At 72.6% G+C, this 25,369-nt stretch carries 15 protein-coding genes; 11 read left to right on the top strand and 4 right to left on the bottom strand.

The features are described from left to right. Positions 1 to 12: 12 nt before the first annotated feature. Together ACIPUC_RS37080 and ACIPUC_RS37075 are read right to left on the bottom strand one after the other, a co-directional pair. On the bottom strand, positions 13 to 1,032 hold the full coding sequence (locus ACIPUC_RS37080; protein ID WP_446594800.1) for a 3-oxoacyl-ACP synthase III family protein: 1,020 nt from the start codon (positions 1,030 to 1,032) through the stop codon (positions 13 to 15). A 37-nt stretch (positions 1,033 to 1,069) separates the two neighbouring features. Next, positions 1,070 to 2,275, bottom strand: a complete 1,206-nt coding sequence (locus ACIPUC_RS37075; protein WP_446594798.1) for a cytochrome P450 — start codon at positions 2,273 to 2,275, stop codon at positions 1,070 to 1,072. A 564-nt stretch (positions 2,276 to 2,839) separates the two neighbouring features. Here ACIPUC_RS37075 and ACIPUC_RS37070 point away from each other — a divergent pair. After that, positions 2,840 to 3,022 (top strand): DUF5302 domain-containing protein, encoded by a 183-nt coding sequence (locus tag ACIPUC_RS37070; protein ID WP_446594842.1) that lies wholly within the window; start codon positions 2,840 to 2,842, stop codon positions 3,020 to 3,022. A 312-nt stretch (positions 3,023 to 3,334) separates the two neighbouring features. After that, positions 3,335 to 3,700: an acyl-CoA carboxylase epsilon subunit gene (locus ACIPUC_RS37065; protein ID WP_446594797.1), complete on the top strand. Its 366-nt coding sequence runs from the start codon at positions 3,335 to 3,337 to the stop codon at positions 3,698 to 3,700. Positions 3,701 to 3,800: 100 nt separating this feature from the next. Here the strand turns inward: ACIPUC_RS37065 and ACIPUC_RS37060 are convergent, their stop codons facing one another. Next, positions 3,801 to 6,137, bottom strand: coding sequence for an amino acid adenylation domain-containing protein (locus tag ACIPUC_RS37060; RefSeq protein ID WP_446594795.1), 2,337 nt, complete (start codon positions 6,135 to 6,137; stop codon positions 3,801 to 3,803). After that, positions 6,134 to 6,442, bottom strand: a complete 309-nt coding sequence (locus ACIPUC_RS37055) for an acyl carrier protein (RefSeq protein WP_446594793.1) — start codon at positions 6,440 to 6,442, stop codon at positions 6,134 to 6,136. Before ACIPUC_RS37055 ends, ACIPUC_RS37060 begins: the two co-directional genes overlap by 4 nt. A 187-nt stretch (positions 6,443 to 6,629) precedes the next feature. Between ACIPUC_RS37055 and ACIPUC_RS37050 the strand changes: the two genes are divergently transcribed. The 9 genes from ACIPUC_RS37050 to ACIPUC_RS37010 all read left to right on the top strand — a co-directional run. Further along, positions 6,630 to 7,391 carry a thioesterase II family protein gene (locus ACIPUC_RS37050; protein ID WP_446594791.1) on the top strand — a complete coding sequence of 254 codons (762 nt, stop codon included), beginning with the start codon at positions 6,630 to 6,632 and terminating at the stop codon, positions 7,389 to 7,391. A 170-nt stretch (positions 7,392 to 7,561) separates the two neighbouring features. Further along, positions 7,562 to 9,082 carry a methyltransferase gene (locus tag ACIPUC_RS37045; RefSeq protein WP_446594841.1) on the top strand — a complete coding sequence of 507 codons (1,521 nt, stop codon included), beginning with the start codon at positions 7,562 to 7,564 and terminating at the stop codon, positions 9,080 to 9,082. Positions 9,083 to 9,098: 16 nt separating this feature from the next. Continuing rightward, positions 9,099 to 9,314 (top strand): MbtH family protein, encoded by a 216-nt coding sequence (locus ACIPUC_RS37040; protein WP_446594839.1) that lies wholly within the window; start codon positions 9,099 to 9,101, stop codon positions 9,312 to 9,314. Between the two features lie 215 nt (positions 9,315 to 9,529). Further along, on the top strand, positions 9,530 to 10,000 hold the full coding sequence (locus tag ACIPUC_RS37035) for a winged helix-turn-helix domain-containing protein (RefSeq protein WP_446594838.1): 471 nt from the start codon (positions 9,530 to 9,532) through the stop codon (positions 9,998 to 10,000). Positions 10,001 to 10,061: 61 nt separating this feature from the next. Beyond that, on the top strand, positions 10,062 to 11,315 hold the full coding sequence (gene ccrA, locus ACIPUC_RS37030) for a crotonyl-CoA carboxylase/reductase (protein WP_446594837.1): 1,254 nt from the start codon (positions 10,062 to 10,064) through the stop codon (positions 11,313 to 11,315). Positions 11,316 to 11,516: 201 nt separating this feature from the next. Continuing rightward, positions 11,517 to 12,764 carry a cytochrome P450 gene (locus ACIPUC_RS37025; protein WP_446594836.1) on the top strand — a complete coding sequence of 416 codons (1,248 nt, stop codon included), beginning with the start codon at positions 11,517 to 11,519 and terminating at the stop codon, positions 12,762 to 12,764. A gap of 5 nt (positions 12,765 to 12,769) precedes the next feature. Continuing rightward, positions 12,770 to 12,970 carry a ferredoxin gene (locus ACIPUC_RS37020; RefSeq protein WP_446594835.1) on the top strand — a complete coding sequence of 67 codons (201 nt, stop codon included), beginning with the start codon at positions 12,770 to 12,772 and terminating at the stop codon, positions 12,968 to 12,970. 193 nt (positions 12,971 to 13,163) lie between these two features. After that, positions 13,164 to 22,814: a type I polyketide synthase gene (locus ACIPUC_RS37015; RefSeq protein ID WP_446594833.1), complete on the top strand. Its 9,651-nt coding sequence runs from the start codon at positions 13,164 to 13,166 to the stop codon at positions 22,812 to 22,814. A 39-nt stretch (positions 22,815 to 22,853) separates the two neighbouring features. Further along, a partial coding sequence (locus ACIPUC_RS37010; protein WP_446594832.1) for a type I polyketide synthase occupies positions 22,854 to 25,369 on the top strand: 2,516 nt, incomplete at its 3' end.

Here is a 25,369-nt window from a genome sequence, read left to right as displayed (position 1 = left end):
GGCAGGCCGGGTTCACACCTCGAAGACGGCGCTCGCCCAGCTCATGCCGCGTCCGACGGCGGCCAGGGCGACGTGGTCGCCCTGCCGGAGGGCGTTGTGCTCGACGTCCCGGGCCAGGGCGAACAGCGGGTCGGCGGCACCGAGGTGCCCGTAGTCCTCGGCGAGCGGCAGGTTGGTGCGCTCCGCGGGGAAGTCCAGGGCCGCGACGAGTCCCGCCATCGCCGGCTGGTTGTCGAAGGGCAGGTTGAGCCGGGCCAGGTCGGTGAAATCGACACCGGCCCGCTTGCAGGCGCGTTCCACGACGAGCCGGTACTGGTTGCGGGAGTGGGCGCCGAACGCGGAGATCTTCTCGTGGTCGTCGCCGAAGTACTCCTTCACCTCGGCGATGCCCCGTACTCTCGGTGCGCCGCCCGCCGCGCCAGGCGTGCCGAAGGGGGCCGCCGCGCCTCCCGCGTCGAGGCGGAAGAAGTCGACGTAGGTGCCGTCCGTGGTGATGTCGCTCGCGCGCCAGCGCAGCCGGTCGTGACCGCGGCGGGCGACCGCCGCGACTGCACCGTCCGAGAAGCAGCCCGCCCCCGTCTCCAGCCGGTTCCAGTAGGGCTCGGCGACGCGGCTGGCCGCGACCACCACGGCCGTCCGGTACTCGGGATGGGTGGCGAACTTCCCGGCAACCAGGTCGAACGCGGCGACGCCCGACGAGCACGCCTGGGTCAACAGGACCGCCTCCGCGCCGTCGGCGCCGAGCCGGTGCAGGAGGCTCGCCGCCGCGTCCCAGTACAGGTACTCGGTGATGTCGGTGACCGCGAGGACCAGCAGGTCGATGTCGCCGGCGTCCGTGCCGGCGGCGTCCAGCGCCTTCCGTACGGCCCGGTACGACAGGTCCGTCAGGCCCACCCCTTCGGGACACCGGTGCATGTAGCGGCTCGCGTAGGTGCGGACCCGCTCCATGTCCTCGGTGTACTCGGCGGCGACGTCCAGCACCGGTACCTCGTCGCCGAGTTCGTAGCCGAGCGCCATCAGGCCGAAGCTCATGTGATCTCCTTGTCTGGGGCCCCTCCGGGCCGTGCCGCTACCAGGTGACCGGCAGCCGGTGCACGCCGTAGATGGCCATGTCGGTACACAGGGGTATCTCCTCGGCCGGAACAGCCATCCGCAGGCGCGGGAACCGGCGCAGCAGGCCGGCGTACGCGATCCGCAGCTCGACCCGTGCGAGATGGTGTCCGAGGCACTGGTGCACGCCGTGCCCGAACGACAGCTGGCCGCCCGGCCTCCGCCCGGGGTCGAACCGCTCCGGGTCGCCGTCGAAGCGCTGCGGATCGCGGTTCGCGGCCGACAGGGAGAGCACGAGGCACTCACCGGCCGAGATCCGGTGGCCGCCCAGGTCGACGTCGGTCAGCGCGGTCCGCATCAGCCCCGCCCGGAAGAGCGGGAGGTACCGCAGCAGTTCCTCGACCGCGCTGTCGAGGAGGTCCGGCTCGGCCCTCAGCCCGGCCCACTGGTCCGGATGGCTCAGCAGGGTGTAGACGCCGAGTCCGAGCATGCTCGCCGTGGTCTCGTGGCCGGCGATCAGCACCACCAGCGCCACGGTCGCGATCTCCTGGTCGGAGAGCTCGTTCCCTTCGATCAGGCCGCTGATCAGGTCCGCCCCGGGCGCCGCGCGCCTGCGCGGCACGAGCCCGCCGAGGTAGGCGAGCATGCCAGCGTACGCGCCGTGGGTCTCCTCCTGCGTGGAGTCCAGCCGGAAGAAGGTGGCCACGTCGTGACGGAACATGTCCTGCTCGGCGTACGGCACGCCGAGGATCTCGCAGATCAGCAGCGTCGGGATCGGGACGGCGAACTCGGCGACGAGATCGGCTCCGCGCCCCGCGGCCTCCAGCGCGTCCAGCCGCTGCTCGACGATCTCCTCGATCCGGGGCGCCATTTCCCTGATCCGTCGCGCCGTGAAGTGCTTGGTGAGGAGCTTGCGGTAGCGGGTGTGCTCCGGTGGGTCCATACCGATGAACTGGCCGGGCTCCGCGGGTGTGATCCGCTCCGTGCCGAACGGGTGGTCGAAGGCGGCGTGGTGGTGCAGTTCCTGCCGTGCGCTGAACCGCTGGTCGGCGAGGACGGACCGCACCAGGGAATGGCTGGTGACCAGCCAGCCCCTGTGCCCGTCCGGGAACAGCATCGGGGTGACGGGGTCCCGGTCCCGGAACACCCCCAGTTCGAGGGGCGGGTCGAGAGGTGAGGGCCGTTCTGTGGGCAGCTTGACCGGCTGGCACAGGGTGTTGCGCACGTCCTACTCCATCTCTCTGGCATCTCGGAGGCCCCTCCAGCTTCGCGACGAGCCCTGGACACGCGCTCGAGCCGACCTCGAGCGGCGCCGCCGGGCCGCCGGCCGCGCCCGGCCCGGTCACAGTGGCGAGGCGCTCCAGGCCGCCGGGGAACTGACGGCCGAGGAGAGGGACAAGGCGCTCGACGCCGTACTGGGGCCCCGATCTGCTGGCAGAGCGGTCTGCTCGACCGGCTGCTGGAGCTCGCACGGCCCGAGGGGGTCCCGGCCCCCGCCGACGCCGCCTCGGCCACGGCCGCGGGCATCGCCATCGTCGGCGTCTTCGCGCTCGACGCGTCTCCTCAGCCCGCTCCTGCCCGCCTCGAAGACCCCTCAGGCCGCGCCGGAGGAGCCCGCCGCGCAGACCCCCGGGGAGACCGCGGCGCCCGCCACCAAGGACCGGCTGCTCCTTGACACCGCCTGACCCCGGAAATGGCTAATTCCATTGCCTGGAGTCGTGAATGCGGGGTCGTCATTCCAGAAATTCTGTGCCAGACTTTTTCTGTCGATTGATTGCAGGAGGTACGTATGACTGACAAGTCGTTCGACGGTGGCGTTGCAGAAGATGCCAAGGAAAAGTTCCGGGCTGCACTGGAGCGCAAGTCCAACGCATCGCGCGCCCGCACGGCTCACGAAGAGGGCCGCATCAAGGTGAAGAACATGAGCGGTTCGGCCGGCCAGAAGCGGTATTTCCGCAGGAAGACCGGCTGACCCAGCCCGACTCCACCTCTCAGGTGCCGCCGCGGTCCATTCCGCTGGAATGGACCGCGGCGGCATTTTGCGTGTCTGCAATATCCACTCGAATGGCGCTTGAATATGATTCGAATGCGCCTCGAATCTCGGTGGAATTTCACTGGGGGAACCAGACTCGGAACGTCGGGTTCCGGCCATGATCGCAGGCGTTCGCGAGTCATTCCGTACGCATTCCCGTGCGGAATCCGAGCCGGGCTGTAGCGCCCGGGCCGATCCTGGAGTGTCCGGCACCAGGCGCTTCCCGGTGCGACCGTGTCGAAAGGGGTACCCATGATCATCGTCGAGGAACGTCCGCTGCCGACCGCCCCTGCGGTGCGTGTCACCCCCGCAGGGGAACATCCCGCCGGCCCGCCCGCGAACACGGACCGCCCGGACCCCGCAGCGCGTGCGGACCGCCCCGAGCCTTCCGGGGCGGCCCCCGCCGAGGACACCTCTCTGGCCCTCGCCATGGCCTCGATCCGTATCTCCAGGGGCAACCCCACCGCCGAGGAGATCGCCGCCCTCGCCGTCCTGCTCACGACCCGCCTGCGCAAGCGCCACGAGACCCTGCAGCCCGCACCCTCCGCTGCGCGGCCCCGCAGGCTGCCGCCCCTGCCCTGCCCGCCGTTCCGCGCGCCGGGCGCCTGGGGCTCGTAGACGACGGAGGGGCCCGGCCACAGGCCGGGCCCCGGCGACCGGGCTCAGGGAGGCTGGCTGCCCGCGGTGAGGGGCAGGGGGACCGGGACCTCCCGGGGGTTCACAGCCGGCGCAGGAGGGCCGCCCGGTCGACCTTGCCCGTGCTGGTCAGGGGCAGCTCGTCGAGCGCGGTGATGCGGGTGGGGATCATGTACGACGGCAGGATGGTCCGCAGGGCGCGTACGACCTCGGCCTTCGAAAGCGGCTCGGCCGTCGGCACGTAGAAGGCGGCCAGCGACCGCCCGCCCCGCCCCGTGGGCGCCACCACCGACGCGGCCCGGACGCCCGGGCACTGGAGGAGGGCGCTTTGCACCTCGCCCAGTTCGATCCGGTAGCCGCGCACCTTGACCTGGTCGTCGAGGCGGCCCAGGAACTCCAGGTCGCCGCTCGGCAGCCAGCGGGCGCGGTCACCGGTGCGGTACATGCGCTCGCCGGGGTGCAGGGCTCCCGGGTCGGGCAGGAACTTGGCGGCGGTGAGACGGGCGGCCGCGGCGTAGCCCAAGGCCACGCACGTGCCGGCGATGTACAGATCGCCCTCCGTGCCGAGGGGGCAGGGCCGCAGGTCGCCGTCGAGCACGTAGTAGCGGGCGTTCTGCATCGGCTTCCCGTAGGGGATGCTCGGCCACGCGGGGTCGACGTCGCCCACCCGGTAGTGGTTCGACCAGACGGTGCACTCCGTGGCGCCGCCCAGCGCCACCACCTCGGCGTTCGGGAACGCGGCCCGGATCTGGTCCGGGAGCGGCACCGGGATCCAGTCGCCGCTGAGGAGGACCAGGCGGAGCGCGTCGCGCCCGGCGGGCTCGCGGGCCTGGACGAAGGGCATGACCATGGCCAGGGAGGCGGGCGCCGAGTCCCAGATGGTGATGGCCTTCTGTTCGAGCAGGTCCACCAGGGTGTCCGGCTCGGCGAGTTCCGCCGCCGACGCCAGCCGTACGGTCGCGCCGGCGGCCAGCACGCCGAAGATGTCGTAGACCGAGAGGTCGAAGCAGAAGGACGTGACGAACAGGATCTCGTCGGCGGGCCCGACCCCGTAGGTGCGGTTCATCCAGTCGATGAGGTTCACCGCCGACCGGTGGGTGACGACGACTCCCTTGGGCGCACCGGTCGAACCGGACGTGAAGATGGTGTAGCAGACGTCGTCGGCCGTCGGACCGGTGGCGAGCGGGGCGGCCGGCCGGAGGCCGACGTGATGGCCGGTCCACAGCGGCTCGCGGCCCGGCGCCGCGCGGTCGCGGGACGGCTCGACGCGGATGACGGCGTCGTACCGCTCGGCCAGTTCGCCCGTGAACTCCTCGGCCCGGCGGCGGTGGACGCTCGCGCGGGCCACCCCGGGCAGGAGTTCGGGGAGGCGCTCGACGAAGCGGGGCGGCACCCGCAGGCCGGAGTGGGTGCTGAGCCCGGGGTCGATGAGGTCGGCGAGGACGATGACGCCGTCGTCGGCGAGCAGCCCGAGAAGCGAGTCGAGGACGCCGGTCAGGTGGTCGAGGTCCGGCAGGAACTGCACCGTACTGGCCAGCACGACGACGTCGAACGGGCCGCGTACCCGCTCGGCGGCCTCATGGGCGAAGCACACCACGCCGTCGACCTCGCCCCCGGCGCCGGCCCCGGTCTCCTTGCTTCGGGCCACGGACACCGGTGAGGGGTCGACGGCGACGTAGCGGGACGCCCACGGTGCCAGGGCCTCGACGATCAGGCCGGATCCGCACCCGATCTCCAGGACCGAGGGCCGTTCGGCGGACGTCGCGGCCCGTACGAACCGCGCCACGTGGTCCTGGTAGCCCCGGACGTCGTCCGCGGTGAAGGGCCGTTCCGAGCGGCGCGTGTTGAAGCCGGCGGCTTCGAGCGGGTCCGGGGAGCCGGACAGGTAGTCGAAGAGGTCCGCGACCCGCTCGCGCCGGAAGGTGGCCGACCAGGAGAACTCCTCGGGGACGTCGGGGCACAGCACGTGGCGGAGCGAAGGCACCTCCCACCGGAACTCCTGTACGGCGGGCAGCGATGCGCGGTCGGTCAGCACGGCCGCCACGTCGAGCTGGTCGAGCAGCCCGACCACGCGGGGGGCGGGCCACGCCGGGTCGAGCGGGACGTAGGAGGCGCCGGCTTTGAGCACCGCGAGCATGCCGACGAGGGCCGAGGCGTCGCGCTCGCCGTAGACGCCCACGGTGGAGCCCCGGCCCAGTCCCAGCTCGCGCAGCAGCCGTGCCAGCCGGTTGGAGCGGCGGTCCAGTTCGCCGTGGGTGAGGACCTGCTTGTCGGAGGTCACGATCGCCGGGTGGTCCGGGTACCGCCGGGCGGTCTCGGCGATCAGCCCGGGGATCGTGGCGTCGTCGCGGAACGGCCGCGCGGTCTCGTTCCACCCGCTCCAGGGGGCGCCCGGGACGGACGCCGGCGGGGCGCTCACCGCGCCGGTGCCCGAAAGGCCTCGTGGGCCGTCAGCGCCCCGGTCAGTTCGTTCACCGTCGGGTGGTCGAAGAAGAGCCGGAGCGGCAGGCGCACGCCGAGCTCGGCCCCGAGCGCGGCCATGATCTCGGCGACCAGCAGGGAGTTCCCGCCGGCGTCGAAGAAGTCCTCGTCGTCGCCGAAGTCGTCGTGCTCCAGTGCGTCGGCCCACTGAACCCGCACCTGGGCGCGCAGCACCTCGAGGTCCGGGCCGTCGTGGCCGGCGTGGTCCGGGCTCGCCACCCCGACCGATCCGAAGTTGTCCACCGCTCACTCCCGCGTTCTGTCTCGGTGCTCTGCCTCTTCGGCTGGCTCTGGGGCCTGTCTTCTCGGATCAGGCCGGGTCCGACCGGGTGTCAGTCTCGCCGTGGCGGTCGGCCGTTGTCCGAGGATCTTTCAGAAGTCAGTCAGGGTCGGCGCCCGTGGGCCGCGGTGACTGGTCATCCTCACGTGCATGGGAACAAACACGAAAAGTCGCTGGTTCGTCGGTGTCCCTCACGACGGCCCCAAAGAGTGCGCGCTGTACGCCTTTCCGCATGCGGGCGCCGGCGTGACCACGGTGCGCCGGCTGTGCGTCGAGCTGTCCGACGCTTTCGACGCCTTCGCGGTACGCCTCCCGGGCCGTGAGTCCCGGCTCGAGGAGCCGGCGCAGACCGTCATGCCCGAGCTCGCCGACAAGCTCGCCGACGAGCTGCTCCGCCACGCAGAGGGACGGCCGGTGGTGCTGTTCGGGCACTGCGCCGGCTCGACGATCGCCTACGAGGTGGCACGGCGCCTGGGCCCCGCCCGGGTGCGGGCGCTGGTCGTCTCCTCGCACCCGGCTCCCGGGAGCGTCCGCCGCGAGCCCACGTGGGCGTTGCCGCGGGCGGAGTTCCTCCAGCAGGTCGTGACGGACGGGTACCTCCCGGCGCAGCTCCTCTCCAACGAGGAACTGCTCGACATCGTCGAGCCCGCCCTGCGCGCCGACTACGAACTCATCGAGACCTACGAGCTGGAGCTGTACGAGAGCGGTGCCGCCGGGCCCGTCGCCGTTCCGACGGTGGCCGTACGCGGCCGCGACGACCACACCGTCGACCCCGCCCAGATCGACGCATGGTCGGCGCTCACCACCGGGCCGTTCCGGGTCGTGTCGCTGCCGGGCAGCCATGACCTGCCGAGCAGCAGTCCGGCGGACCTGGCGGCGGCCCTCCGCGAGGCACTGGCGGCCTTCGCCTGAGCACGGGCGCGGCCCCGCCGGCGGCGGCCTGCCGCGTCCGCGGCCCCGGCGGGTCTGGCAGACATCTGTCAGGCGGCCGGATGACCCGGGCATCCCTTCCTAGGGTGGGCTCACGGGTGACGGCGGTTTCCGCCGGCCATGACAGTGGACGACCGAAAGGTGACAGGAGCATGGCGCCCCTCACGGACGCGCAACAGCGCACGAGGACCAGCGACCGGTTCGAGGAGGTCGAGGCCGCGCTCCGGAAGCGGGACCGCGTGGCGCAGGCGGCCGTGGTCTCCCGCGAGAACCGGCTCGGGGAGCGGCGCCTGGTGGCGTACGTGGTACCCGAGGTGCCGGACGCGGACGTGACCAAGCACGTCGAGATGTGGCGCGCGATCTACGACGAAATGTACGGCGACACCGCGCCGGACGCCACCGGGATCGGCGACGACTTCACCGGATGGAACAGCTCCTACACGCGCGAACCCATCCCCCTGCCGGAGATGCGCCAGTGGCGCGCGGCCACGGTGGAGCGGGTGCGCGGTCTGCAGGCGCGCCGGGTGCTGGAGATCGGGGTCGGCTCCGGCCTCCTGCTCGGGCCGCTGGCCCCGGGGGCCGAGGTCTACTGGGGCACCGACTTCTCGGAGTCGGTCATCGACCGCCTCGGCGCCCAGGTCGGCACGGATCCGCGGCTGAAGGACAAGGTGACGCTGCGGTGCCAGCCCGCCGACGTCGCCGACGGACTGCCGGCGGAGTACTTCGACACGGTCCTGCTCAACTCGGTCGTGCAGTACTTCCCCGACGCCGCCTACCTCTCCGGCGTCCTGGACGTCGCGTTCCGACGGCTCGCCCCGGGCGGCCGGATCCTCGCCGGCGACGTCCGCAACCACGGCACCCTGCGGGAGTTCCTGACGGCCGTCCACCACGCCCAGCGCCCCGGTGACGAGCCGTCCGACGTCCGGGCGGCGGTCGCACGCGCCGCGCTCCGCGAGACGGAGCTCCACCTCGATCCGGGCTTCTTCACCGAGTGGGCCGACGCCCGCCCCGACGTCGTGGCCGTGGACGTCCGGCTGAAGCCCGGATCGGTCGGGAACGAACTGACCCGTCACCGCTACGAAGTCGTCCTGCACAAGCAGTCGAGCACGCCGACGCACCTCGCGGACGTTCCCACGGTCACCTGGGGCTCGGACGTGCACCAGGTGTCCGGCCTGGAGGCTGAGCTGGCCCGCCGCGGCGGCCGCCTCCGGCTGACCCGGATACCGAACGCCAGGCTGGTGAGCGAGGCGGCCGAGTGCGGGGTACCCGCCACGGCGGAGGGGACGCCGCTCGACCCGCACGTGCTGGAGACCTGGGGCGAGGAGCACGGCTGCGCCGTCCTGTGCACCTGGTCGGCCGAGGCACCCGGCTGGTTCGAGGCGGTGATCGTGCCCGCGGACGGTACGCACTGCTACGGCGGCGTGTACCGGCCCCTGGACACCCGGGCCAGGCCGCTCGCCAACGCGCCCGCGCTGTCCCGCCGGGCGTCGAAGCTGCCGGCGCTGCTGCGGCGGGAGCTGGCGGCCGAACTGCCCGGCCACTTGGTGCCGGACGACATCGTCGTCATCGCACGCATGCCGCTGACCGACCGCGGCACGGTCGACCGCGCCGCGCTCCCCGAACCGGAGGGAGCCCGGCACGCCGGCCCGGCTTCCGTCGCGAACCGGGCGTGAAGGCAATGGAGGAGACATGGCAGTGAACCCGTTCGACGACGAGAACGGCGAGTTCTACGTGGTGGTCAACGACGAGGAGCAGCACGCGCTGTGGCCCGCGTTCGCCGACGTGCCCGGCGGCTGGCGGATCGTGGCCGGGCCGGCGGGGCGGGCGGAGAGCATCGCGTACGTCGAGGAGAACTGGACCGACATGCGGCCCCGGAGCCTGCGCGAGGCGGCGCGGGCGTCCTAGGGCGGGCCGAACCCGCCCGCCGCCGTGCCGGCCCTGCGCCCGGCGGACTCGACCGGGGCTCATCCGCGCCGAAAGGTCCATGGGCTTCCGTGGACGGACCGGGATGTACGTGGGATGTACAGGGAGGACGTGCTGTGGGCGGACGAAATTCCGACGTCGTCTTCGTCCGATGGCCGGCGCAGGCGGATCTGAGGACCCGCTGCCGGACCCAGGGGATGCCGCGACTACTCGTCGTGGAGGCAGGTGCGCAGCCGCCGATCAGCAACGACCCGGTCGAGGACTGGGTACGCCCCCCGGTGTCCCGGGACGACCTGGAGGCCCGGGTCGCAGTCCTGCAGAACCGTTTCGACAGCAATCGGGTACCGACGATCGACTCGACCGGAACCCTGAGCTTCGGTCATCACTCCATCACCGTCTCCGCCACGCAGACCGAGTTGATGCGGCTGCTCGTCGACCGCTTCGGCGACGTGGTGCACCGCACCGAGTTCGAGCAGTGCTTCGCCCTGCGGACGCTGAAACTGAACAGGAACTCGCTCGATCTGCACATCATGCGGCTCCGCCGCCGGCTCCTGCCCATCGAGCTGTCCATCCGGACCGTGTGGGGGCGGGGCTACATGCTGGAGAACGCGGTTCTCGCCGAGGCCGCCCCGGTGACGAACCCCCCGCGCGATCACGCACACGTCTGAGGTTCGCGCGGCACACGACAGCGCCCAGGGCCCAACCGACCACTCGACACCGGAGATTACCTTGGACTCCTCGACGACCAGCACCCTCTACGAGGTGGGGGACCTGCCCCCGCTCGGGACGGTCCCCCGTTCCATGTACGCATCGGTCATCCGCCCGGAACGGTACGGGGATCCGGCAACGGCCTTCCGGACGGAGGTCGTCGACACGCCTGAGGTTCCCCCGGGGTTCGTTCTCGTCGCGGTCATGGCCGCCGGCATCAACTACAACAACGTCTGGGCCGCCAAGGGACACCCCGTTGACGTGGTGGGGGCACGTCAGCGGCAAGGCAGCCCGGAGCCCTTTCACGTCGGCGGATCAGATGCCTCCGGAATCGTCTGGAAAGTGGGAGCCGGCGTACGGCAGGTCAAGGTGGGCGATGAGGTCATCGTCTCGGCCGGCCTGTGGGACGAGGACGATCCTGACGTTCGGCTCGGCGTCGACCCCATGCTCGCGGGATCACTGAAAGCGTGGGGATACGAATCGAACTGGGGCTCGTTCGCCCAGTTCGCCCTGGTGGCCGATTTCCAGTGTCTGCCCAGGCCGGCCAGGTTGAGCTGGGCGGAATCCGCGGCATTCCTGCTGACCGGCGCGACGGCGTACCGGCAGCTCAACGGCTGGGCGCCCAACACGGTTCAGCCCGGGGACGGCGTCCTCATCTGGGGCGGCTCCGGCGGCCTCGGCTCCATGGCCATATCCCTGACCCGGCAAATGGGAGGCAGGCCCATTGCCGTCGTGTCTTCACCGGAGAAGGCCAAGTACTGCCTCGACCTGGGTGCCACGGGCGTCATCGACAGGACCAAGTACAGCCACTGGGGACGCGTGCCTCCGGCCGGCAGCGAAGAGCACAAGCGGTGGACTGCCGACCTCCGGGCCTTCGGGCGGGAGATCTGGGACATCCTCGGGGAAAAGGCATCGCCCAAGATCGTTTTCGAGCACCCTGGCAGCGACACCATCCCCACGTCGGTCTACGTGTGCGGCACGGGCGGAATGATCGTGATCTGCGGGGCCACATCCGGCTTCAATGTGGACGTCGACCTCAGATATCTGTGGATGAGGCAGAAGCGGCTCCAGGGATCCCACTTCGCCAATCCGCGCGAGTGCCACGCCGTGACCCGCCTCGTCGATATGGGTCTCCTGGACCCGCACCTGGGACACACTTACACGTTCGAGGAAATCGGCCGGGCCCATCAGGACCTGCTCGAGGGTGTGCAGGCACCGGGCAACTCGGCCGCACTGGTCGGTGCGAGCAACAACCCCGGCCTCGGGGGCCGCTGAGCCGTTCGGAGCTCGGGCCATTGCGACAGAAGCCCTAAGGGAACGCTCAAGAACCGGTTGTGCTGCAATCGCGAGAAAGCTGTACACGACATGAATCGACAGATCGAGATCCGGGTTGTCTGACATCATCGAGTCACGTCAATCCGCGGGACTTTTTCCGAGGTCATAGGGGAATCCGATTCCGTGGCTGGGCGTGACCGGATGTCCTCCGAGCAGGGGTTCCGCCTGGCCGACCGAACAGGCCCTTATAACCACGGAGTCGACTTGACCAGGACCGATCTGCAACCGGTGGAATTCCCCACTGAGCGCACCTGCCCCTTCAGCCCTCCCCCGAAGCTGACCGAGCTGCGGGACGAGCACCCGGTGAGCAGACTGGCCTATCCCGACGGCACCACCGGATGGCTGGTCACCGGGTACGCCGCTGCGCGCGCCGTGCTGAACGACCCCCGGTTCAGTTCACGCGGAGAACACCGCCGGATGGCGGTCGGGGAGGGCGCCCCGGGGCCGACGAGGCCGGGGGTCTTCATCTTCATGGACCCTCCGGAGCACACCCGGTTCCGGAAGTTGTTCACCGGCGAATTCACCGTACGGCGGACCAAGAACCTGGAATCGAAGGTGGAACGGATCACCGCGGACCGGATCGCGGCGATGCGGGAGATGGGCCCCCCGCTGGATCTCGTACGCGAATTCGCCCTGCCGATTCCCTCGCTGGTGATCTGCGAGCTGCTGGGTGTTCCGTACGAGGACCACGCCTTCTTCCAGAAGCATTCGGAAACCATGCTCGACTACGACCGCTCGATGGAAGAGGTCGTGGAAGCCTTCCAATTGATGGCGGAATTCCTGACCGGGCTGATCCGCCGCAAGCGCGACAGGCCGCAGGACGACCTGCTGAGCAGGGTGGCCGCGTCCGACCTCACGGACGAGGAGGCCGCGGGTTCGGCGATGCTCGTCCTCACGGCGGGCCACGAGACCACCGCGAAGATGCTGGGGCTCGGCACCTATCTGCTGCTCTCCCGGCCGGAGCAGCTTGCGTTGCTGCGGAAGGACCCGGCGCTGATCAACGGCGCGGTCGAGGAGATGCTGCGCTACCTGAGCATCGTCCAGTTCGGGATCATCCGGGGAGCCACGCAGGACGTCGAGCTGGAAGGCCGGCAGATCCGGGCGGGCGAGGTCGTGACGGTGGCCCTGTCCGCGGCCAACCGCGATGCCGCCGCCTTCCAGGATCCGGACGCGCTCGACCTGACCCGCAACGCCGGACGGCACCTCGCCTTCGGCTACGGCGTGCACCAGTGCGTGGGACAGCAGCTCGCCCGCGTCGAAATGCGGGTGGCCTTCAGCCAGTTGATCCGCGAGTTCCCCGACCTGCACCTGGCTGCCCCACCCGATGAGATCGAGACGGCCCACCTGTCGTCGATGTACGGCGTGCGGCGCCTGCCTGTCGGCTGGTGACGGCGATGAGGGTCGACGTCGACCGGGCCAAGTGCTGCGGCGCGGGCATGTGCACCCTGACCGAGCCCCTGGTGTTCGACCAGAGCCCGGAGGACGGGACCGTCGTGCTGCTCCGCCCGCATCCGCCGGAGGAACTGTGGGACAGCGTCGAGGAATGCGCGCGGGTGTGCCCCTCCCAGGCGATCAGCCTCGACGAGCACGCCTAGTGCCGTGACCGGTCGGTCGGCCGCGCCCGGCCCGGACCCCGGCACCGCCGGTGGGGACCACCCGCGCTCTCGATCGATCGGGTTTTCCGATCCTGGCGCTCTGCCGGCGAACTTTCCCCCGGGCCCGGTCCTGCGGCCGGCTCCGCCGGCGCGGACCACCGCGCCTTTTACCTGCCCGAAGTGAGGATGCGTGATGAACGCCGACGACATTGCCATCATCGGACTCGGCTGCCGCCTCCCCGGCGGGATCGACTCCCCCGAGGCGCTCTGGCAGGGCCTGCTGGACGGGATCGACGCCATCGCCGAGGTCCCCCCGCAGCGGTGGAGAGCCGATGACTGGCATGACGCCGACCCCTCCGCGCCCGGCAAGATGACGACCCGCTGGGGCGGCTTCCTGGACGACGTCGCGGGATTCGACGCGGCGTTCTTCGGCATCTCGCCCACCGAGGCCGCCCAGATGGATCCGCAGCAGCGGCTGGCCCTCGAGGTCGCCTGGGCCGCGGTGGAGGACGCCAGGATCCGGGCCGACCGGCTCGCGGAATCGGCCACCGGCGTGTTCTTCGGAACCATGTGGCAGGAGTACCACCTCGCCACCGGAGCGTCCCCCGGCGAGATCCGCACGCACACCGCCATCGGCACGGACACCTCGATCATCCCGGCCCGCATCGCCTACGCCCTCGACCTGCGCGGCCCCGTGATGTCCATCGGCACCGGATGCAGTTCCTCCCTCGTCGCCATCCACCAGGCGGTCCGGAGCCTGCGGTCCGGCGAGTCGGACCTCGCACTGGCGGGCGGAGTCAGTCTCATCCTCCACCCCCACACCACCGTGGCGATGTCCAAGTTCGGCACGCAGAACCCCGACGGGCAGTGCCGCGCCTTCGACGCGGACGCCAACGGGTACGTCCGGGGCGAAGGCTGCGGCGTGGTCGTCCTGCGCAGGCTCGCGGACGCCCGGCGGCACGGCGACCGGATCTACGCGGTGATCCGCGGCAGCGCCGTGAACAACGACGGCACCACCGACGGCCTGGCCACCCCGAGCGCCGACACGCAGGCCGAAGTGCTGCGCTCGGCCTGGCAGGAGGCGGGAATACCCCCGGGCACGGTCTCGTACGTGGAGGCCCACGGCACGGGGACCCGCCGGGGCGATCCGATCGAGGCGGCCGCGCTGGGCAGCGTGTTCGGTGACGGCAGGAAGGACCGGGACCCGCTGCGGATCGGGTCGGTCAAAACCAACTTCGGCCACCTCGAACCGGCCGCCGGAGTGCTAGGTGTCCTCAAGACCTCCCTGGCGCTCTTCCACGGCGAGCTGCCCCCCAGCCTGCACTTCCGGGAGCCCAACCCGGACATCGACTTCGACGCGGCGAACCTGGCCGTGGTCACCGAACGCCGGCCGTGGCCGCAGGGAGCGCGCCTGGCCGGAGTCAGCAGCTTCGGCTACGGCGGCACCAACGCCCACCTCGCGCTGGCCGGGCCCCCGTCGGCGGCCGCCGACGTCAGTGCTCCCGCCGACGTCAGTGCTCCCGCCGACGTCCGGGAATCCGCCGCGCGGACACGGATCCCCTGGGTGCTGTCGGCACGCTCCGAACCGGCCCTGCGGGAACAGGCCCGCCTGCTGCGCGCCCACCTCGCCGCGCACCCCGGCCTCTCGGCCGCCGACGTCGGCTTCTCCCTGGCCACGACCCGCGCCGACCACGAGTACCGGGCCGTCCTGCTGGGGTCGCAGACCGCGGACCTGAGCCGCGGGCTGGAGGCGCTCGCGTCGGGAGCGCAGGTGCCGGACCTGGTCGTCGGATCCGGCCGCGGGCGCCGTCCGGTGCTGATGTTCGCCGGGCAGGGTGCGCAGTGGGCGGGCATGGCCGCGGAACTGCTCGAGACCTCACCGGTGTTCGCCGAACGGTTCGCGCAGTGCGAGGCGGCACTGGGACCGTTCGCGGACTGGAACCTCACCGAGGTGATCGGGGACGCGGACGCCCTGGAACGGGTGGACGTGGTGCAGCCCGCCCTGTGGGCGATGATGGTGTCCCTGGCCCGGCTGTGGAAGCACTACGGCGTCGAGCCGGAGGTCCTGCTCGGGCACTCGCAGGGTGAGATCGCCTCGGCGTGCGTGTCCGGCGCGCTGTCGCTCGAGGACGCGGCGGCCGTGGTGGCGCTGCGGGCCCAGGCCATCCGCCGCGGCCTGGCGGGCCGGGGCGGCATGGTCTCGCTGGTGTGCTCGCGGGCGGACGCGCAGCGGCTGACCGCGCGGTGGCCGGGCCGGCTGTCGGTGGCCGCCGTCAACGGGCCCGGGAGCACGGTGGTCTCCGGCGAACCGGAGGCGCTCGCGGAACTGCTCGCGCACTGTGGATCCGCCGGGATCCGCGCCAAGCGGGTCCCCGTCGACTACGCCTCGCACTCGGCGCAGGTGGAGGCGATCCGCGAGGACATCCTCACGGACCTGGCCGGGATCCGGCCGCGTCCCGGGGTGGCGGGCTTCTTCTCCACCGTCGACGTCGGCCGGATCGACACCGCGACCCTGGACGCGGGCTACTGGTACCGGAACCTGCGCTCCACGGTCGAACTCGACGCGTGCGTACGCGAGCTGGCCGCCGAAGGCCCCAGCGTGTTCATCGAGTGCACTCCGCACCCCGTGCTCACCATGGGCGTGGAGGAGAGCGCCGAGGTGCCTACCGTCGGAACGCTGCGCAGGCAGGAGGGCGGCCGGTTCCTGACGGCCCTGGCCGAGGCGTACGCCGCCGGGGTGGACGTCGACTGGAGCCGCGCCTTCGAGCGGGCGAACGTCGTGGACCTGCCCACGTACCCCTTCCAGCACCAGCGGTACTGGATCGACGCCGGGGCGACCGGCGGCGGGCGCACGGAAGACGCGCCGTTCTGGGACGCGGTGGGCCGGGAGGACCTCGACGGGGTGGCCCGCACCCTGGGCCTCGACCGGGACGCCCTCGCTCCCGTCCTGCCCGCCCTGGCCTCCTGGCGCAGGCGGCGCACCTCGGAGTCCGTCGTGGACGGCTGGGAGTACCGGGTCGGCTGGAAGGAGGTTCCCGGACCGGCGGTGCGCCGGGGTGACTGGCTGGCCCTCGCGCCCGCCGGCGACGCGTGGGCGCGCTCGGTGGCCGAGGCCCTGACCGGACAGGGACTGCGCGTCACCCTCATGGAGGTCGAACCCGGCCTCGACCGGGGTGCGCTCGCCGCCCGCCTGCGCGGCACGGCCTGCGACGGCGTGCTCTGCCTGCCGGCAGTGCAGGACGGGCCGTACACCGGGTACGCGGGGGTTCCCGCCGGCTACGCGGCGACCCTGACCGCCGTGCAGGCGCTGGGGGACGCCGGCGTGAGCGCCCCGCTGTGGTGCGTGACGCGGGACGCCGTCGCGGTGGCGGACGAGGCGGTCGACCCGGAGGGGTCTCTGGTCTGGGGGCTGGGCCGGGTCGTCGCCCTGGAGCACTCCGAGCGCTGGGGCGGTCTGATCGACCTGTGCCGCGCGTACGACGCCGCGGTACTGGCCGGGGTGCTCACCGGCGGCCACGGCGAGGACCAGGTGGCGATCCGGGGTTCCGTACCGTACGGCCGCCGGCTGGTCCGCGCCTCCGCGGGTCCGGCCCGCGGCTGGAGTCCCCGGGGGACGGTGCTGATCACCGGTGGAACGGGCGCGCTCGGCGCCGAGGTCGCGCGCCGGCTGGCCGGTCAGGGCGCCGAACGCCTGGTGCTGGTCAGCCGGAGCGGGCCGGACGCCCCCGGGGCGGAGGCTCTCGCCGCCGATCTCCGCCGGCTCGGGGCCGGGGTCGAGATCGTCGCCTGCGACGTCGCCGACCGGGAAGCGGTCCGCGAGCTCGTCGAGCGGACCCGGCCGGGCGCGGTGGTGCACGCCGCCGGAGCACTGCACGACGGGCTCGTCCAGGACCTCACCCCCGACCGGGTCGACGCTGCGCTGCGGGTGAAGGCGCAGGGGGCGTGGAACCTGCACGAACTCACCGACGGGCTGGACGCGTTCGTGCTCTTCTCCTCGTGGGGCGCGACCGTCGGCGTCCCGGGCCAGGGCAACTACGCGCCCGGCAACGCCTACCTGGACGGACTGGCGGCGCTCCGCCACGCCGGGGGGCTTCCCGCGACCTCGGTGGCGTGGGGCCCGTGGGACGGGGACGGAATGGCGCAGGGGCCGGTGAAGGACGTCCTCGACCGCCACGGCGTACCCGCGATGGCACCGGATCTGGCCCTGCTGGCCCTGGACAGGGCCGTGGCGTCCCCGGAACCCTGCGTCACCGTGGCGGACGTGCACTGGGACCGGTTCCGCACGGTGTTCACGGCCAACCGCCCCAGTGCCCTGCTCGGCGACCTTCCCGACGGCCGGGACGCCTCGGCCGTCCAGGAGCCCGCGTTCCGGCGGCGCCTGGCCGGACTCCCCGCGGACGGCCGGACGCGCGCCGCGCTGGACGAGGTCAGGGCGCAGACCGCCCTCGTGCTCGGCCACGGGGCACCGGAGGCGGTGGACGTCGAGCGCACCTTCAAGGAGCTCGCCTTCGACTCGGTCCTCGGCGTCGAACTGCGCAACAGGCTGGGGGCGGTCACCGGCCTGCGGCTGCCCTCCACGCTGATCTTCGACCACCCCACGCCCGCGCAGGTCGCCGCGCACATCCTCGACGCATACCTGCACGAGGAGCCCGCCCCGGCCGGCGGGGAGGAGCCCGACCCGGCCGGCGGGGAGGAGCCCGACCCGGTTGCCCGCACCACTACCGCGACCCCGGCGTCCGCCCCCGAGGGCGCGGCCGAGCCCATCGCGATCGTCGCCATGAGCTGCCGGTTCCCCGGTGGAGTACGCGATCCGGAGGGCTTCTGGCGGCTGCTCGCCGACGGCGGGGACGCCATCACGCCGTTCCCCGAGGACCGGGGCTGGGACCTGTCCGCGCTGTACCACCCGGATCCGGACCACCCCGGCACGAGCTATGTCCGCGAAGGCGGTTTCGTGGCCGCCGCCGACTTCGACCCGGAGTTCTTCGGGATCAGCCCCCGCGAGGCACTGACCATGGATCCGCAGCAGCGGATCCTCCTGGAGGGGTCCTGGGAGCTGCTGGAGCGGGCCGGGATCGCACCGGCCACGCTGAGGGGCAGCGACACCGGGATCTACCTCGGCACCAACGGCCAGGACTACGCGTCGCTGGGCACCCCGCACGGCTCCGAGGGGTTCGGGCTCACCGGAAGCGCCGCCAGCGTGGTCTCCGGCCGCGTCTCCTACGCACTCGGCCTGGAGGGGCCGTCGGTCACGGTGGACACCGCGTGCTCGGCCTCGCTGGTCGCCGTCCACCTCGCCGCGCAGGCCCTGTCGAGGGGTGAGTGCGCGATGGCCGTGGCCGGCGGCGCCACCGTGATGGCCACACCGAGACTGTTCGTCGGCTTCAGCCGGCAGCGCGGACTCGACCCCCACGGACGGTGCCGCGCCTTCTCGGACGGCGCCTCCGGCACGGCACTGTCCGAGGGCAGTGGACTGCTGCTGCTGGAGAAGCTGTCCGACGCGCGGCGCAACGGGCATCCCGTGCTGGCCGTGATCCGGGGTTCGGCCGTCAACCAGGACGGCACGTCCAACGGGCTCACCGCGCCCAACGGCCGGGCCCAGCAGCAGGTCATCCGCAAGGCCCTCGCCGCGGCGGGGCTCGAAGCCTCCGACGTGGACGTCGTGGAGGCCCACGGCACCGGCACGACGCTGGGCGATCCCATCGAGGCACGCGCGCTGCAGGCCACCTACGGCGCCTCCGGCCGGCCGGTGTGGCTGGGCTCGGTGAAGTCCAACATCGGGCACACACAGGCGGCGGCGGGCGTGGCCGGTGTGATCAAGATGGTGCTGGCCATGAACCACGGCACGGTGCCCCGTACCCTGCACGCCGACACCCCCTCCCGCCACGTCGACTGGTCGGAGGGTTCCCTCCGACTGGTCACCGACCCCGTCGCCTGGGACGGAGACGGCCCGCGGCGAGCGGGCGTCTCCTCGTTCGGCATCAGCGGCACCAACGCCCACCTGATCCTCGAGCAGGCCGCCGAGGCCGGGGCCGAGGAACCGGTGGCCGGCCCCCGTCCCGGGCTGCTGCCCTGGACCCTGTCCGCGCGGAGCCGGGAAGCCCTGCGCGAGCAGGCGTCCCGGCTGGCCGCCCGGGTGGGGACGCACCCCGACACCGACCCGGCCGACCTGGCGTTCTCCCTGGCCACCTCGCGCACGTCCTTCCGGGAGCGCGCCGTCGTCATCGGCCGGGACACCACCGACCTGCTCGCCGGGCTCCGCGCGATCACCGAGGGAGAGTCCTCGGCGTCGGTGGTGGAAGGGTCGGCGGGTGACGGCCGGACGGCGTTCGTGTTCGCCGGGCAGGGAACCCAGCGTGCGGGCATGGGCGCCGATCTGCGCGAGGCGTACCCGGTGTTCGCCGCCGCGTGGCAGGAGATCTGCGCCGGACTCGACCGGCACCTGCGCCTGCCGGTCGCCGAGGTCATCGACGACCCGGACGCGCTGCGCCGTACCGAGTTCACCCAGCCGGCGCTGTTCGCCTTCGAGGTGGCGATGTTCCGGCTCCTGGAGAGCTGGGGGTTCGCGCCCGACCTGGTGCTCGGACACTCCGTCGGAGAGCTCGCCGCCGCACATGTGGCCGGCGTGCTCTCCCTGGAGGACGCCTGCGCGCTGGTCGCCGCCCGGGGCCGGCTGATGCAGGCCCGGCCGGACACCGGCGTGATGCTCGCCCTTCAGGCCGGCGAGCACGAGGTGACCCCGCTGCTGTCCGCGGGTGTGGATCTCGCGGCGGTCAACGGGCCGGAGTCCGTGGTGATCGCGGGTGACGCCGATGCCGTGGCGGAGGTGGCCGGGCGGTTCACCGGACGCCGCACCAAACGGCTCAACGTGTCCCATGCCTTCCACTCCGCGCACATGGACGGCATGCTCGACGAGTTCCGGAGCGTGGCCGAAGGACTCACCTTCCACCCGCCGCGCATTGCGCTGGTGACGAACCTGACCGGGCGGATCGTCACCGCGTGCGGTCCCGACCACTGGGTGCGCCAGGTGAGGCAGCCGGTCCGGTTCGCCGACGGCATCCGCACCGCGCTCGGCGAAGGCGTCACCAGGTTCCTCGACATCGGCCCCGACGGAACCCCCGCCGCCATGATCGAGGACTGCCTCGACGGCGACGCCGTCGCGGTCCCGACCCAGCGCCCCTCCCAGTCCGGTCCCGAGGCACTGACCCTGGCGGTCGCCAGAGCGCACACGGCGGGTGCCGGGCCGGACTGGGCCTCGCTCCTCGGCGAGGGGCGCCGCCGCGTCGACCTCCCCACCTACGCCTTCCGGCGCCGGCGCTTCTGGCCGGACGGCTCCGGCGCCGGGCACCCCTGGCTGACCGAGACCACCGAACTGGCCGACGGGGGCTGGGTGCTGTCCGGCCGGGTGTCGGCGTCGTCCCAGCCCTGGCTGGCCGATCACGTGGTCTTCGGCACCGTCGTCGTACCCGGCACCGCGCTGCTGGACATGGTCCTGGCCGGCGCCGGCCAGGCCGGAGCGGCCGGCGTCGGCGAGCTGACCCTGTCGCGGCCGATGGTGCTGGAGGACGCGGCACACGTGCAGGTGAGGATCGGCCCCGCCGAAGGCGGACGGCGACCGGTGACCCTGCACAGCAAGGCGGACGGCTCGGGCGCCTGGAGCACCCATGCCGAGGGCCTGCTGGTGGACGCGTTCGGTCCGGAGCCCACCGACTGGTCGATGCCCGCGCTGCCCGCCGTGGACCTCTCCGGCTTCTACGAGGGCTTCGCCGCCCAGGGCGTCGACTACGGCGCCGCCTTCCACGGCGTGGCCGAACTGCGCGGGCAGGGCCGCACGGCCTGTGGCGTGGTCCGCCTACCGGTCGGCGAGGCGGGCGGATTCGGTGTTCACCCGGCCCTGCTGGACGCTGCCTTGCAGGTGATGCGCGCCGTGGTCCCGGCCTCCGCCGAGGCCCAGCTCCCCTTCCAGTTCACCGACGTCCGCCTGTACGCCACGGGAGCCACCGAACTCCACGTCCGGGTCGACGTCCTGGACGACGGGATCCGGGCCACGATCACCGACCCCGCCGGGGCGCCGGTGGCGTACGTCGGCGCCCTGCGGCTGCGTCCGGTCAGCGCCCGCCTGCTGCGCGCCGCCCTCACCGTTCCCGACCTCTACCGCGTCGTCTTCCGGCCCGTGCCGGAGGCGCCCGCGGTGGCGGAGCCGGTCCGGGTCCTGGGCCGCGGCCCGGTGTCCGAGGCCCTCGGGGTGACGCCGTCCGAGACGGTCGCGGAAGACGGCCCGCGCCGGATCCTGATCGACGCCACCGGGCACGCCGAGGGTGTCGCCGCCGCCCACGAGTCGACCGCGCACGCGCTGGACCTGCTGCGCCGGCTGGTGCCCCGCAGGGACGTCGAGCTCGTGTGGATCACCAGGGACAGCCTCGCCGCACGCCCCGGGGACCGCGTCCGCGGCCTCGCCCAGGCACCCCTGTGGGGCCTGCTGCGGGCGGCGCGGCGCGAGCACCCGGAGGCGGCCGTCCGGATCGTCGACTGCGACCGGATCGACGCCGCGACCCTGCTGTCGGCGCTGTCCGTGTCCGGCGAGCCCGAGCTCGCCGTCAGGGACGGGGAGCTCCTGGCGCCCCGGCTGATCGCGGCGGGCGCCGCCGGTGCGGCCGGTGCGGCCGGCGCCGCCTCCGCGGCCGACGGAACGGTGCTGATCACCGGCGGCACCGGCGAACTCGGCAGGGCGGTCGCCCGGCACCTGGTGACCGAGCACGGGGTCCGCGACCTGGTGCTGACCTCGCGCGGCGGCCCCGGGCACCCGGAGGCCCGGAGTCTGGTCGCGGAGCTGACCGGAGCCGGTGCACGATCCGTCCGGGTACTGGCCTGCGACGTCTCCGACCGGTCCCAGGTGGCCGGGGTGCTGTCCTCGGCGGACAACTGGTCGGCGGTACTGCATCTCGCCGGCGTGCTCGACGACGGCCTGCTGCTCGACTACGACCGGCAGCGCCTGCGGAAGGTGCTGGCCCCCAAGCTCGACGGGGCCTCGCACCTGGCGGAACTCACCGGGGATCTGGGCCTGTCGGCGTTCGTGCTGTTCTCCTCGGTCTCGGGAACCCTCGGTTCCGCCGGGCAGGGCGCGTACGCGGCGGCCAACGCCTACCTGGACGCCCTCGCCGCCCGCAGCGGTGGGACCAGTCTGGCCTGGGGGCTGTGGGAGCAGGCGGGCTCGGGAATGACCGCGCACCTCACGGAGGCGGAACTGGGGCGCCTGCGCAGGCAGGGCATCGCGCCGCTGCCCGTCGCCAAGGCCCTGCGGCTGCTGGACCGCGCGCTGCGCTCGCCGGACGGCAACCTCGTCCCCGTCAGGCTCGACCTCGCCGCGCTGGAAGGCGAACCCCCGGCGCTGCTGCGGGGACTGGTCCGGCCGTCCCTGCGCCGCGCCGGCGAAGACCCTGCGGGCGGCGGGCTGCGGAAGCGCCTGCAGGGCCGGACGCCCGACGAGCAGGCCGCCTCGGTCACCAGGCTGGTGCTGGCGGAAGTCGCCGTCGTACTGGGGCTGCCCGGCCCCGGAGCGCTCAGGAGCAAGGCCGTACTGAGCGAACTCGGCCTCGATTCGCTCATGGCCATGGAGCTGCGGCGCAGACTCACGAACGCCACCGAGGTCCCGCTGCCCGCGAGTCTCGCCTTCGACCACCCGACCCCGGCGGACATCGCGGAGCTGCTGATGCGGCGCATGGGGATCGCCCGCGCGCAGTCCGCGACGGCACCGGAACCGGAGTCGTCATCGGACCCGGCCAAGCCGGCGCCGGCCCGGTCGGTCGCCGAGATCGGCGCAGAGCTCGACGCCCTCCTCGAACTCTAGAAGCTTCCACACCCCCGCACCTCCTGGAAGGAATTCCTGATGTCTGAACAGAATCGGTTGGAACTCGCCCTGCCCGCGATCCGGGAGCTCAAGCGGCGGGCGACCGATCTGGAGGCGCAACTGACCGAGCCGGTCGCGATCGTGTCGATGGCGTGCCGGCTGCCGGGCGGGGTGGGGACGCCGGAGGAGTTCTGGGAGCTGTTGTCCTCGGGCGGGGACGCGATCGAGGGGTTCCCGTCGCGGTGGGACGGCTGGGACGTGTACGACCCGGATCCGGAGGCCGTGGGCAAGAGCTATGCGCGTACGGGCGGATTCCTGCGGGACGTCGAGGAGTTCGACGCGGGGTTCTTCGGGATCCCGCCGCGTGAGGCGCGGGCGATGGACCCGCAGCAGCGGGTCGTCCTGGAAACCTCCTGGGAAGCCCTCGAACGGGCCGGGTACCCCTCCGAAGCCCTCGAGAACAGCAACACCGGTGTGTACCTGGGCACGATGAACGGCGACTACGGCAGCCTGGGACACGGTCTCGGGGACCAGGACGGATACGTCAACACCGGCAGGGCGAGCAGTGTGCTGTCGGGTCGGGTGTCGTACGCGCTGGGGCTGCGGGGACCGGCCGTGACGGTGGACACGGCGTGCTCCTCGTCGCTGGTGGCCCTGCACCTGGCGGTGACGGCGCTGCGGCAGCGGGAGTGCGACGTCGCGCTGGCCGGCGGCGTGACCGTGATGTCGACGCCCTCGGTGTTCGTGGAGTTCTCCCGGCTGCGGGGCACCGCCGCCGATGGGCGGTGCAAGAGCTTCTCCGCCGATGCCGATGGGGCGGGCTGGTCCGAGGGCTGCGGCGTGCTCGTACTGAAGCGGCTGTCGGCCGCGCAGGCGGCCGGGGACCGGGTACTGGCCGTGATCCGCGGATCGGCCGTCAACCAGGACGGCCGGTCCCAGGGGCTGACCGCTCCGAACGGGCCCTCGCAGCAGCGGGTGATCCGGGAAGCACTGTCGCGTGCGGGCCTGTCCCCCTCGGACGTGGACGCGATCGAGGCACACGGCACCGGGACTCCCTTGGGCGACCCGGTCGAAGCCGGCGCGCTGGCCGAGGTCTTCGGGCCTGAACGGTCCGCGGAGCGGCCGGTATGGCTGGGGTCGTCGAAGTCGAACATCGGTCACGCCCAGGCCGCCGCGGGCGTGGCCGGCGTGATCAAGATGGTGCTCGCGCTGCAGCACGAGCAGCTGCCCCCGAGTCTGCACGCCGAGCGGCCCAGCGAGCACATCGAATGGGAGGGCAGCGGGCTCCGGCTGTTGGGCGAGGCACGCTCCTGGTCGCGGGAGGAGTCCCGGCCGCGGCGCGCGGGTGTGTCGTCGTTCGGCCTGTCCGGGACCAACGCCCATCTGATCCTCGAAGAGGCACCGGCGCGCACGGGATCCCCCGAGGAGCCCGCGGAGGTCTCCGGGCCCGAGGCCGGCGCCGCCACCGGTGGGGTGTTCCCGGTGGTGCTGTCGGGCCGGGACGCGGGCGTGGTGCGGGCGCAGGCCCGGCGCTGGGCCCAGTGGTGGCGCCGGCACCCGGAGGTGTCCCCGGACCGGGTCGCCTCCACGGCCCTGTGGCACCGCAGCTGGTTCGACTGCCGCGGCGCCGTACTGGCCACCACCCGCGAAGAGGCCATCGACCGGCTGGAAGCACTCGCCGAAGGCACCGATGCCATCGGAGTGATCGCTCCCCTCGAGACGCCGGGCGAAGAGGCCCTCCAGGAGGCCGGCCCCGGGGGCGTATGGGTGTTCCCCGGCCAGGGGTCGCAGTGGGAGGGCATGGGCCGGGCCCTGTACGAGCACTCGCCCGCGTTCGCCCAAGCCGTGGCCGCTTGCGATGCGGCCCTGCTGCCCTGGACGGGGTGGTCGGTCACCGAGGTCCTCACCGGGCGGCGGCCGCTGTCCGGGGTGGAGGAAGTACAGCCGGCGCTGTTCACGATGAGCCTCGGCCTGGCCGCGTGGTGGCAGTCCATGGGCATCACCCCGCAGGCCGTGATCGGGCATTCGCAGGGCGAAGTGGCCGCCTCGGTCGTCGCGGGCATCCTCACCGTCGAACAGGGCGCGAAGATCGTCGCCGCCCGCTCGCGGGCCGTGGCCACCTGCCGCGGGCAGGGCGGCATGGCCGTCGTCGAACGCGGCGTGGACTGGATCACCGAACGCCTCACCGGCACCGAACTGTCCGTGGCCGCGGTCAACACCCCGGGATCCACCGTGATCTCCGGAGACGGCGAAGCCCTCGACACCCTCCTCGCCCAGCTGCGGGCCGAGGACGTGTTCGCCCGCCGGGTGCAGGTCGACTACGCCTCCCACAGCGCACACATGGACCCCCTCCTGCCCGCCCTGGCCGATGAACTCGCCGGCCTCCAGCCGGCAGCCGGACGGATCCCGCTCTACTCCACCGTCCACGGCCGCCTCATCCACGGCACCGAAATGAACGCCGACTACTGGTGCGCCAACCTGCGCCGGCCGGTCCGTTTCGACCAGGCCAGCCAGGCGGCCACCGCCGACGGCCACCACACCTGGATCGAGATCAG

This window comes from Streptomyces sp. LARHCF249, from assembly GCF_052871255.1.
This window is presented reverse-complemented; position numbering and strand designations above follow the sequence as displayed.